The following is an 11,348-nucleotide window of genomic DNA, read 5'->3' as shown; positions in this document are numbered from 1 at the left end:
GCTAAGCTGTTCCTCGCAAGCTCGAACGAGGCGCTGACAGCATCGTAGCTGATAACGCGAGGACGACATGGAAGCCGGCATGGTCACGCCTGCGCCGGCACTGGTACGCTTTTCAGGCATTCAGAAGACCTACGATGGCGAGCACCTCGTGGTGAAGAACCTCGACCTCGAGATCAAGAAGGGCGAGTTCATTACCCTGCTCGGCCCGTCGGGCTCGGGCAAGACGACCACGCTGATGATGCTCGCTGGCTTCGAGGTTCCGACCCATGGCGAGATCTACCTCGCTGACCGGCCGATCAAGAACGTGCCGCCGCATAAGCGCGACATCGGCATGGTATTCCAGAACTATGCCTTGTTTCCGCATCTGACGATTGCGGAGAATATCGCCTTCCCGCTATCCGTTCGCAAAATCAACATGGCGGAAGCGCAGGAGCGCGTCAGCGCGGCGTTGCGCATGATCAAGATGGAAAGCCTGGCGCACCGACGGCCCGGGCAGTTGTCCGGCGGTCAGCAGCAACGCGTCGCACTGGCCCGTGCGCTGGTCTTCAATCCGCAACTCGTGCTGATGGACGAGCCCTTGGGCGCGCTGGACAAGCGCCTGCGGGAACAGATGCAGCTGGAGATCAAGCAACTTCACGAGACAATGGGCATCACGATCGTCTACGTGACCCACGATCAGAGTGAAGCGCTCACGATGTCGGATCGTATCGCCGTATTCAACGACGGCATTGTGCAGCAGATCGATACGCCCGACTCGCTTTACGAGAATCCGGTGAACAGCTTCGTCGCCCACTTCATCGGCGAGAACAATGTGCTGGCCGGCACTGTCGAAACGATCGAAAATGAATATTGCCGCGTCGCGTTGGCCGGTGGCGGCGCCGTGACCGCGCGGGCGGTCAATGTATCACGCGCAGGCGCATCGACTTCCCTGTCGGTGCGGCCGGAGCGGATCTCCATTGTCCCGGATGGCACCTCCAGTGGCGGACCGAACCGCCTGCCGGCCAAGGTGCAGAGCACCATCTATCTCGGCGATCACGCGCTGGCTGTGCTCGATGTCGCCGGCAATTCGGAATTCATGGTCAAGCTTCAGCCCGTGGCGCATCACAGTCTGAGACAAGGCGAAAGTGTGTCGATCACCTTTCGGCCGGAGGACTGCCTGGCCCTCGATCCCGTCTGATCCACCCTGCAGCCTTCATCCAAAACAAGCGGTCGGGCATCTCAACGCAACTCACATGAAGAAGGAACAAGGACCATGCTGAACCGCAAGATTGGCAAGATTGCCTTGGGTTTCGCCGCGGCGCTCACCGCCAGCGCCGCGCTGACGACAATGTCGCAGGCGCGTGACCTCACCGTCGTGTCGTGGGGTGGCGCATATCAGGATGCCCAGAAGAAAGTCTATTTCGAGCCTTTCAAGAAGGCGGCCGGGATTGCGATGAACGACGAGTCCTGGGACGGCGGCATCGGGGTGCTGCGCGCCAAGGTGCAGGGGGGCGCCGCCACATGGGATGTGGTCCAGGTCGAAAGCGACGAACTGGCGGTCGGCTGCGAGGAAGGTCTGTTCGAGAAGTTGGATTATTCCAGGATCGGCGGCGAGTCCGCCTACATCGCACCGGCGGTCAATCCCTGCGGCGTCGGCGCGATCCTTTATGATTTCGTTCTCGGCTACGACAAGGACAAGCTGAAGGAGGCGCCGAAAGGCTGGGCCGACTTCTTCGATACCAAGAAGATTCCCGGCAAGCGCGCCTTGCGCCAAGGCCCGAAGACCACGCTGGAGATCGCTCTCATGGCCGACGGCGTCGCACCGAAGGACGTCTACAAGGTGCTGGCGACCGACGAGGGCATCGATCGCGCCTTCAAGAAGCTGGACACGATCAAGGGCGACCTCGTCTGGTGGAAAGCCGGCGCCCAGCCGCCGCAATTGCTCGCGTCCGGCGAGGTGGCGATGACCTCGGTCTACAATGGCCGCATCGACACCGCGAACAAGAACGAGAAGAAGAACTTTGGCATGGTGTGGGACGGAGCGCTCTTCACTCTCGACAGCTGGGTCATCCTGAAGGGGAGCCCGAACAAGGACGCCGCCTACAAGTTCCTGGACTTCGTCGGCAAGGCGGAGAACCAATCAAAATTGTCGGAGAACATTGCTTACGGCACCTCGAACAAGGACGCAGCCGCGCGGCTACAGCCCGCCGTTCTGAAGGACCTGCCGACGGCGTCTGACAACATCAAGAACGCGGTCGAGATCAACGTTGCCTTCTGGCTCGAGAACATCGACCGCCTGACCGAGCGCTTCAACAAATGGGCGGCGAAGTAGCGCGCGGCGGCAACCGACTTACGCAGCAGGTAGAGGGTGCGTGGCGGACAACTCGCCCGTGGCGCATCCTTCGAGACGCCCGCCTACGGCGGGCCCTCAGGATGAGGTCTGAGTCTGTGGCAGCGACCTTACAGGCACCTATGTCAATAAGCCTCATCCTGAGGAGACCGCGAAGCGGTCGTCTCGAAGGACAAGGCGCTTGCACCGGCCGCTCCAAAAGGCCACATGCGATTGACCTACCCAAATTAGCGAGGGATATCGGTTCAAAGGGGCTCTTGCCGTGACGGATGCGCTCCTGACCGGCGCCAATGCGTCGACCGAGGTGCCGCTCAAGCGCCGGCTGAGGCGTGCTGAGCGGACACGGCAGGTCAAGGCATTGGCGCTGGTGGCACCGCTTCTCGTCTTCCTGCTCTTCACGTTCGCCGGGCCCATCGTCGGCATGTTGTGGCGCTCGGTCGAGGACAGGGAGGTGCGCCAGGTCTTCCCTCACACGGTAGCTGCTCTCGCCAGTTGGGATGGCAGGGACCTGCCAGACGAAATGGCTTATGCGGCGCTGGCCAGCGACATCCTGGCGGCGCGCGCCTCCGGCACCATCGCCATTGCGGCCAAGCGGCTGAACTACGCATTGAATGGCTTCCGCACGATCCTGACCAGCACGGCACGCAATCTGAAGGCGGTGCCGGAGCCCGGCACGGCCAAGGAGACGCTGGGCAAGATCAATCCGGCCTGGCGCGAACGCGCCACCTGGACGACGATCAAGGACGCCAGCGGTCCGGTGACCGGCTTCTACCTTCTGGCGGCGCTCGACCTGACGCGAAACGCGGACGGCGCGATCGTCGCGGCCCCGCCGGATCAGGCCATTTACCGCGATGTTTTCGCCCGCACCTTCCTCATCAGCATCAGCGTCACGGCACTCTGCCTGATCCTCGGCTTCCCGGTCGCCTACCTGCTGGCGACGCTGCCGCCCGGCCGGTCGAACCTGCTGATGATCTTCGTCCTGCTACCGTTCTGGACTTCGCTTCTGGTCCGCACCTGCGCCTGGATCGTGCTGTTGCAGAGCAAGGGCGTCGTGAACGACAGCCTGCACTGGCTTGGCATCATCGACGAGCCGTTGCGCCTGATCTACAACCGCTTCGGTGTCTGCGTGGCGATGACCCACGTTCTCCTGCCGTTCATGATCCTGCCGCTGTACAGCAGCATGAAGGCGATCTCGCCTGCTTACATGCGTGCCGCCGCTTCGCTTGGTGCGCCACCGCTGACCGCTTTCCTGCGCATCTACCTGCCGCAGACCCTGCCCGGCATCGGCGCGGGAAGCCTGCTCGTCTTCATCCTGGCGCTCGGCTATTACATCACGCCGGCCCTCGTCGGCGGCGCCGCCGATCAGATGATCAGCTACTTCATCGCGCTCTACACGACCGAGACGGCCAATTGGGGCCTTGCCTCGGCGTTGGGCGCGGTGCTGCTGCTGGTCACTCTTCTGCTCGCTCTCGTCTACGGAAAGCTGGTGCATGGCCAGCAGGTTACGGGAGGAATGAAGAATTGAGCGACAATTCCCTCCTCCGCACGCCCAGCCAGCGCATCGCGTGGACCGCGACAATCATTGTCTCCACGCTGGTGTTCATCTTCCTGATCGCGCCAATCCTGGCGATCATGCCGCTGTCCTTCAGCTCAGGCTCCTACTTGACCTATCCGCTGCCCGGCCTCTCCTTGCGCTGGTACGACGATTTCATCAATTCGCCGCGCTGGATGAATTCGCTGAAGAACAGCATGATCATAGGCGTCGCTTCGACCGTGCTATCCATGGTGCTCGGCACATTGGCCGCCCTGGGACTGGCGCAGTGGAGGAGCCGGTTCAAGCCGCTCGTGCTGGCCTTCGTGCTGTCGCCGGTCGTGGTACCCGGCGTCATCACCGCGGTCGGCCTGTATTTCTTCTTCGCGCCGATCGGACTGACCGGCAGCTATCTCGGCTTGATCCTGGCCCATACGGCGCTGGCGACGCCGTTTGTGGTGATCACGGTCGGCGCGACGCTGCAAAGCTTCGACACCAACCTGGCGCGCGCCGCCGCCTCACTCGGCGCCTCGCCGCTTCAAGCGTTTCGCCGCGTGATCCTGCCGCTGATCCTGCCCGGCCTGGCGTCGGGTGCGCTGTTCGCCTTCGCGACCAGCTTTGATGAGGTGGTGATCGTGCTGTTCATGGCAGGTCCCGAGCAGCGCACCCTGCCGCGCGAGATGTTCGCCGGCATCCGCGAGAACATCAGCCCGACGATCACGGCAGCGGCGGTGGTGCTGACGACGGTATCGGTCATCCTCCTCGCTACCCTGGAAGGCTTGCGTCGGCGCAACGAACGGCTCAAGAGCAGCAGCGCCTGACCGGCGTCGCCAAGCGATCTCGAAGAATTCCCTATTCCCCGCTCAGCCCCCGCCTTTTTGCATTCCGCTACGGCGCTCCTGGCTTAGCCGGCGGCGCCGATTGCGGCTAGAACAGGCGCGCAACAAAACCCAAGCAACAACACACAGGGAGAAAGAACGTGCAAAAACTCATCGCCGCGGTCGCAGCGGGCTTCACGCTTGCCGCAACATGCAGCACCGCACAGGCCCAGATTTCCGATGACATCGTCAAGATCGGCGTGCTCACGGACATGTCGAGCCTCTATGCGGACGCGACCGGCAAGGGCTCGCTCGCCGCGGTCGAGATGGCGGTCGCTGATTACGGCGGCAAGGTTGCGGGCAAGCCGGTTCAGGTCGTCGCCGCCGATCACCAGAACAAGCCCGACGTCGGCGTCAACATCGCCCGCAACTGGTACGACAACGACAAGGTCGACGCGATCTTCGACGTGCCGACGTCCTCGGTGGCGCTGCCGGTCTCGGCGCTGACACGCGAGAAGAACAAGATCCACATCAATTCCGGCGGCGGCTCGTCCGACATCACCGGCACCGCCTGCTCGCCCAACACGGTGCACTGGACCTACGACACCTATGCGCTGTCGAACGTCGCCGGCAAGGCGATGGTCAAGCGCGGCGAGGACAGCTGGTTCTTCGTCACCGCCGACTACGCCTTCGGCATGGCGCTCCAGCGCGACGCCGCCAACGTGGTGAAGGAGAGCGGCGGCAAGGTGCTCGGCGAGGTCCGCCATCCGCTCAACTCGTCGGACTTCTCCTCCTTCCTGCTCCAGGCCCAGGCCTCCAAGGCCAAGGTGGTCGCGCTGGCGAATGCCGGCGGCGACACCACCAACGCCTTGAAGCAGGCTTCCGAGTTCGGCCTGACCCAGGGCGGCCAGAAAATGATCGCGCTGTTGCAGGAGATCACCGACACGCATTCGCTCGGCATCAAGGCGACCCAAGGCCTGATCGTCACCGACGCCTTCTACTGGGACATGAACGAGGAGACGCGCGCCTTCTCCAAGCGCTTCAACGAGAAGGTCGGCCACATGCCGACGATGATCCAGGCCGGCCTCTACTCGGCAGCCATGCACTATTTGAAGGCGATCGACGCCATCAAGTCCGACGAGGCGCCGAAGGTGATGGAGGAGATGCGCAAGACACCGATCAACGACTTCTTCGCCAAAGGTGGCAAGATCCGCATCGACGGCCGCATGGTCCACGACATGTATCTGTTCGAGGTCAAGAAGCCCGAGGAATCCAAGGGCGAGTGGGACCTCTACAAGCTGATCGCCACCGTGCCCGGCGACGAGGCTTTCCGTCCGCTCGACAAGGGCGGCTGCCCTCTGGTGAAGGGGCATTGAACTGCGTCGTCATACGCAAGTTCGCCGCAATGACGAAAAGACACGACAGCGCGCCCGGGGAAAACCGGGCGCGCTTCGTTGAGGCGTTTAGAAGTTCATTACTCCGTGTACTTGAACTCCGGCATGTTCTTCAGCTCGTCCTTGCTGGCGTTGAACACGGCGTGGTCCGGATACCATTTCGACGCCGACGAGGTCGTGGTCGTCGCGGTCTTGTCGGTGCCGGTGGCTGCGCCAGTCGTCGTGGTCGCAGCCGGCCGGCCGGGCGGGTTGGTGGCTCCTGTGCCGGAGTAGGCGACGGCCTCGTTGACGAACTTCAGCTTCTCATAGGGCACCGCGACCAGATGCTCGCCCATGCCGAGGAAGCCGCCGACGCCGATCACGGCGATCTTGATGTTACCGCTCTTGTCCATCAAGAGGTCGTTGATCGAGCCGATGTTCTCGTTAGCCTCGTTATAGACCTTGACGCCCGACATTTTCGACACGCGCCACTGGTCGGACGCGCTCGTCGTCGTGGCGGTGGCCGCGGTCGGCGCCTTGTCGGTGGTGGCGGGCGGCGTTTGCGCGAACGCAGCGGTCGCGAGCAGTGCTGTGCCGGCAAGACCGGCGACGATCGACTTCATCATGTTGTCCTCTCCTTCGACAGAAACCTTGTGCGGAGAAAACAGCGCTGATCACGCCCAGTTCCGTGCGGGCGGCAATTTCGTCGCGCGATGCGCGAGCCGAAAAGCGCCCAGGGCATGTTCCTGCGTCACCCAGGAACATATTGCGGCGCACCGTTCCGACAATCATGCGCGCCGATCAACGTGCTGCTGGTCGAATCCGTCGTCGACGACGATCCGAAGAAGCATCCTCCGGCGGCCAAGATGCTGGAGCCGTTCGTGCGCGGCGACGACGCCTCCACCATGGACGCGCCACCGGCTTCGGGCTCGGCCCGTCGATCGCGCTCGCCCATGGCCGCGAGTTGTCACTGCACGACCGCGAGCCGCATGGCTTGATCGTGCGGATCCAATTGCCGGTGTGGCAGGAGCCGCTGCTGGCGGCGTAGCTCAAGCCGCGAGCGGCGGGTGCTTGATGGCGTGCTCATCGAAGATCGCCACCGCCTCGAAGCGGTAGCCGCAGGCGTGGCAATTCCAGAGATAGGAAACGCGGCCTTCGCCCGGCTCGATCCAGTCCGGGAATGGAATCGGCGTGCCGCACTGTGCACAGGGGTTCTGCGTGGGAATGTCGTCGATGTCTCGCGGGGTCATGGACGTCCTCCCGAATGCTGTTTTGAAAGCGATTTTTGGGCGGAGACACGAATGGACAGACCAGCTGTCGCGTAAGGCGCTCTGCCAGCTCCAAGCTTAACGTGAGTTTGAGTCGTAAAAGCGACGGCCCAACGAAAATCGCCGAAGGCGGCGTTTCGCCACATCATCGCCGTGTTCCCACGGCCTAACCCGCATGGGTGCAGGTCCGTTCTGCCAAGGAATATTTCGATGAAAATTTTACGCGTTGCCGCGCTGCTCGCAACCGCACTGATTTTGCCGCAGGGCGCATTCGCCGGCCAAGCCGAATACGCCGAGATGGTCGCAGCCCATGCCCGCGCCAACGGCGTGCCGGAGGCGCTGGTCCACCGCGTGATCATGCGCGAGAGCCGCTATCAGCCCGGCCTGGTCGGCCGCGGCGGCACCATCGGGCTGATGCAGATCAAGCTCGCGACCGCCCGCGGCGTCGGCTACACCGGCGATGCCGCAGGCCTGCGCGATCCCAACACCAACCTCACCTATGCGGTCAAATATCTCGCCGGCGCCTATCGCGCTGCCAACGGCGACCATGCCCGAGCCGTGCGTTATTTCGCGGGCGGCTATTACTATGCGGCAAAGCGGCAGCGGCAGGAGGCCGTGCAGGTCGCCACTATGGGCACGACCAATATGGGCGAGACCAATTTTGGCGAGACTTGGCTCGAGCCGAACGGCAACCCGCAGCCGATGCTCGGCGCCACGCCGCCCAGGAAGCTCGTCCAGCGCGTCCGCAACGCCCGGGCGCAAGTTCCTCACTAGAGATCGTCATTCCGGGGCGGTCCGCAGGACCGAACCCGGAATCTCGAGATTCTCAGGTGCGCAATTGCGCACCATAGTTCGATGCTTTGCATCGCCCCGGAATGACGGCCGTGTGGCTTAACGCGTTGACACCGCCCGTCACTGGCATACATTAGAGCCGTTCCGAGGGGTGCTCCGAGGAGGAGCTGAGATACCGCTAAATGGGCAATACCGCCCAGGACCGCGGTGACCCTTTGAACCTGATCCGGGTCATGCCGGCGAAGGGACAGGGATGTTGCAGACCACCAAGCGACCGGATTCACCGGTATCCATCATCGGCGCAGGCATCGCAGGCGCCTGGCAGGCCTTGCTGTTCGCGCAGGCCGGCCATGTCGTGACGTTACACGAGCGTGGTGACGCCGCCATGACCGATGCCACCAGCCATTGGGCCGGCGGCATGCTCGCGCCCTATTGCGAGGCGGAGGTGGCCGAGCCCATCGTCAGCCGCCTCGGCCTGCGCTCGCTCGAGATCTGGCGCCGCGAATTGCCGGAAACGCCGTTCAACGGCTCGCTCGTCGTCGCCCATCCCCGCGAGCGCAACGATTTCGAGCGCTTTGCCCGCATGACGGAGGGTCACGAGCGGCTCGATGCGGCCGGTCTTGCCGCGCTGGAGCCGTCGCTGGAGGGCCGCTTCCGCGAAGCCCTGTTCTTCCCGAGCGAGGGCCACGTCGAGCCGCGCCGCGTGCTGCCGAAATTGCACGAGCGCATCCGCGCCGCCGGCGGCACCATCAAGTTCGAAAGCCGCGTCAGCGCCGCCGAGCTCGATGGCATCGTGATCGACTGCCGCGGCCTTTCCGCGCGCGACGAGCAGCCCGACCTGCGCGGCGTCAAGGGCGAGATGATCCTGATCGAGACGGACGAGGTGCACCTTGCGCGTCCGGTGCGATTGATCCATCCGCGCTGGCCGCTCTATGTCATCCCGCGCGAGGACAATCTGTTCATGCTGGGCGCGACCTCGATCGAGGCTGAGGACACCGGCGTCAGCGTGCGCTCGGCGCTCGAGCTGCTCGGCGCGGCCTATGCGGTGCATCCTGCCTTCGGCGAAGCCCGCATCGTCGAGTTCGGCTCGGGCCTGCGCCCCGCTTTTCCCGACAATTTGCCGCGCATCGGCATTCGGGGCGAGAAGATCGCCGTCAATGGCCTCTACCGCCACGGCTTCCTGCTCGCGCCGGCGCTCGCCGAGCTGACACTTGCCTATGTCCAGCGCGGCCAGATCGACAATGAGATGATGCAGTGCGGGTGATCGTCAACGGTGAGCAGCGCGAAGTGAGCTCGGCCAGCGTCGACGCGCTGCTCACCGAGCTCGACTACGAGGGCACCCATTTCGCCATCGCGCTCAATTACGACGTCGTGCCGAAAAGCCGCTGGGCGGAGACGCAGCTGAAAGCCGGCGACGAGATCGAGATCATCACGCCGCGGCAGGGAGGGTGATGTGATGCAGGCGAGCTCTCTTCACGACGACGGCTCTTTTTGGCTCGTCATTCCGGGGCACGCGAAGCGTGAACCCGGAATCTCGCGCCGCAACTTCGAGATTCCGGATCGGACCGCGTCCCGCGGCCCGTCCGGAATGACGGGGAATTCATCATGGTGACCTTCTACGGCAAGACCTTCGCCTCGCGCCTGCTGATCGGCAGCGCGCTCTATCCCTCGCCCGCGATCATGCAGGCCGCGATCCGCGCCTCCGGCGCGAGCATTGTCACCGTGTCGCTGCGCCGCGAATCCGCCGGCGGCAAGACCGGAGACGCGTTCTGGAAGCTGATCCGCGAGCTTGACGTCACCGTGCTGCCGAACACCGCCGGTTGCCGCAGCGTGCGCGAGGCGGTGACGACGGCAAAACTCGCCCGCGAATTGTTCGGCACGTCCTGGATCAAGCTCGAAGTGATCGCCGATAACGACACGCTGCAGCCCGACGTCGTCGGCCTGGTCGAGGCCGCCAGCATCCTGATCAAGGACGGCTTTGAGGTGTTCCCCTATTGCACCGAGGATCTCTCGGTCGCCAACCGCCTGGTCGATGCCGGCTGCAAGGTGGTAATGCCATGGGCAGCCCCCATCGGCTCGGCCCGCGGCATCACCAACCGCGACGCGCTGAAACTGCTGCGCGAGCGGCTGCCCGACATCACGCTGGTGGTTGACGCCGGCTTAGGGGCGCCCTCCCACGCGGCCCACGCACTGGAGCTCGGCTACGATGCCGTGCTGCTCAACACCGCGATCGCAAAGGCCGCCGACCCGGTTGCGATGGCCAACGCCTTCCGTCTCGGCGTCGAGGCCGGCCGCACCGCTTACGAAGCCGGGCTGATGGACGCCCGCGACTTCGCCTCCCCCTCCACCCCTGTCGTTGGGACCCCGTTCTGGCATGCCGTATCCTGATCCTTTCTATCCCGTCGTCGACAGCCTCACATGGGTCGAGCGCCTGACGAAACTCGGCGTCGGCACCATCCAGCTGCGCGCGAAAGAGCTGAACGATGCCGACGCGCTGCAGATCGTCACCGATGCGCTGGCGATCACCAAGGACACGCAGGCCAAGCTGGTCGTGAACGACTATTGGCGCGCCGCGGTCGTCGCCGGCGCAAAATATCTGCATCTCGGCCAGGAGGATCTGGCGGATGCCGATCTCAAGGCCATCCGCGAGGCCGGGCTGTCGCTCGGCATCTCCACCCATGACGACGACGAGCTTGCGACCGCGCTCAAAGCCAAACCCGACTACGTCGCGCTCGGCCCGATCTTCTTCACCACGCTGAAATCGATGCGCTTCGAGCCGCAGGGCATTCCAAAAATCACCGAATGGAAAAAGCGCATCGGCGATATTCCGCTGGTCGCGATCGGCGGCATCAAGTTCGAGCACGCCGCGGAGATTTTTGCCGCGGGCGCGGATTCCATCGCCGTGGTTTCCGACGTCACGCAAAATCCCGATTCGGATGCGCGCGTGCGGCAATGGCTCGACCTCACAGTGGAGGCTGCGTGATGAAGGCTCTCTGTCCACACGCTCCGCCGTCATCGCCCGGCTTGACCGGGCGATCCAGTACGCCGCGGCCCTTCGGCTCTAGGCGCGCCGCCGCGGAGTACTGGATCCCCGGCTTTCGCGGGGATGACGGAGATCATCCACCCGGCGTCATTCCGGGGCACGCGAAGCGTGAACCCGGAATCTCGCTCAACAACCTCGAGGTTCCGGATCGGACCGCTGTGCGGTCCGTCCGGAACGACGCCCATTAAAACCGG

General features: G+C 63.9%; 12 protein-coding genes, 1 pseudogene and 1 riboswitch. Of the genes and pseudogenes, 11 read left to right on the top strand and 2 right to left on the bottom strand.

The genetic code is table 11. From position 1 onward, the window contains the following. The first annotated feature begins 67 nt into the window (after window positions 1-67). From IVA78_RS15545 to IVA78_RS15525, 5 genes are all read left to right on the top strand, one after another. Window positions 68-1,177, top strand: coding sequence for an ABC transporter ATP-binding protein (locus tag IVA78_RS15545; protein WP_247466259.1), 1,110 nt, complete (start codon window positions 68-70; stop codon window positions 1,175-1,177). Between the two features lie 75 nt (window positions 1,178-1,252). Continuing rightward, window positions 1,253-2,311: an ABC transporter substrate-binding protein gene (locus IVA78_RS15540; protein ID WP_247466256.1), complete on the top strand. Its 1,059-nt coding sequence runs from the start codon at window positions 1,253-1,255 to the stop codon at window positions 2,309-2,311. Between the two features lie 280 nt (window positions 2,312-2,591). Further along, window positions 2,592-3,854: an ABC transporter permease gene (locus IVA78_RS15535; RefSeq protein ID WP_247466253.1), complete on the top strand. Its 1,263-nt coding sequence runs from the start codon at window positions 2,592-2,594 to the stop codon at window positions 3,852-3,854. Continuing rightward, window positions 3,851-4,681, top strand: a complete 831-nt coding sequence (locus tag IVA78_RS15530) for an ABC transporter permease (RefSeq protein ID WP_247466250.1) — start codon at window positions 3,851-3,853, stop codon at window positions 4,679-4,681. The genes IVA78_RS15535 and IVA78_RS15530 overlap by 4 nt, the downstream gene beginning before the upstream one ends. 158 nt (window positions 4,682-4,839) lie before the next feature. After that, window positions 4,840-6,054 carry an ABC transporter substrate-binding protein gene (locus IVA78_RS15525; protein WP_247278428.1) on the top strand — a complete coding sequence of 405 codons (1,215 nt, stop codon included), beginning with the start codon at window positions 4,840-4,842 and terminating at the stop codon, window positions 6,052-6,054. 98 nt (window positions 6,055-6,152) lie between these two features. Here IVA78_RS15525 and IVA78_RS15520 read toward each other — a convergent pair whose 3' ends face one another. Next, window positions 6,153-6,677: a PRC-barrel domain-containing protein gene (locus IVA78_RS15520; protein WP_247420394.1), complete on the bottom strand. Its 525-nt coding sequence runs from the start codon at window positions 6,675-6,677 to the stop codon at window positions 6,153-6,155. Window positions 6,678-6,914: 237 nt separating this feature from the next. Here IVA78_RS15520 and IVA78_RS15515 point away from each other — a divergent pair. After that, window positions 6,915-7,099 (top strand): annotated as a pseudogene (locus tag IVA78_RS15515) (two-component sensor histidine kinase); the annotation flags it as partial. Window position 7,100: 1 nt separating this feature from the next. Here IVA78_RS15515 and IVA78_RS15510 read toward each other — a convergent pair. Continuing rightward, window positions 7,101-7,301 (bottom strand): hypothetical protein, encoded by a 201-nt coding sequence (locus tag IVA78_RS15510; RefSeq protein ID WP_247278426.1) that lies wholly within the window; start codon window positions 7,299-7,301, stop codon window positions 7,101-7,103. Window positions 7,302-7,529: 228 nt separating this feature from the next. Here IVA78_RS15510 and IVA78_RS15505 point away from each other — a divergent pair, with 228 nt between their 5' ends. The 5 genes from IVA78_RS15505 (at window position 7,530) to IVA78_RS15485 (ending at window position 11,094) form a co-directional block, all read left to right on the top strand. Next, a complete protein-coding gene (locus tag IVA78_RS15505) occupies window positions 7,530-8,093 on the top strand; it encodes a lytic transglycosylase domain-containing protein (RefSeq protein WP_247466248.1) in 564 nt (187 codons plus the stop codon). A 155-nt stretch (window positions 8,094-8,248) separates the two neighbouring features. Further along, a riboswitch (TPP riboswitch) is annotated at window positions 8,249-8,377 on the top strand. After that, complete coding sequence (locus IVA78_RS15500; protein WP_247466244.1) at window positions 8,365-9,375, top strand: FAD-dependent oxidoreductase; 1,011 nt, start codon at window positions 8,365-8,367, stop codon at window positions 9,373-9,375. (Overlaps the previous riboswitch by 13 nt.) Beyond that, window positions 9,366-9,563, top strand: a complete 198-nt coding sequence (thiS, locus tag IVA78_RS15495) for a sulfur carrier protein ThiS (RefSeq protein ID WP_247278423.1) — start codon at window positions 9,366-9,368, stop codon at window positions 9,561-9,563. Before IVA78_RS15500 ends, thiS begins: the two co-directional genes overlap by 10 nt. 153 nt (window positions 9,564-9,716) lie before the next feature. Beyond that, on the top strand, window positions 9,717-10,499 hold the full coding sequence (locus IVA78_RS15490; protein WP_247420501.1) for a thiazole synthase: 783 nt from the start codon (window positions 9,717-9,719) through the stop codon (window positions 10,497-10,499). Further along, the gene (locus tag IVA78_RS15485) at window positions 10,486-11,094 is read left to right on the top strand and encodes a thiamine phosphate synthase (protein ID WP_247466241.1); all 609 of its coding nucleotides are present in this window, start codon (window positions 10,486-10,488) and stop codon (window positions 11,092-11,094) included. The genes IVA78_RS15490 and IVA78_RS15485 overlap by 14 nt, the downstream gene beginning before the upstream one ends. The last annotated feature ends 254 nt before the right edge of the window (window positions 11,095-11,348 follow it).

Origin of the sequence: Bradyrhizobium sp. 137, assembly GCF_023074095.1 — a bacterium.
Taxonomy (GTDB): Bacteria; Pseudomonadota; Alphaproteobacteria; order Rhizobiales; family Xanthobacteraceae; genus Bradyrhizobium.
The sequence above is the reverse complement of the archived record's forward strand: the minus strand, read 5'-3'. Positions and strand labels throughout refer to the sequence as shown.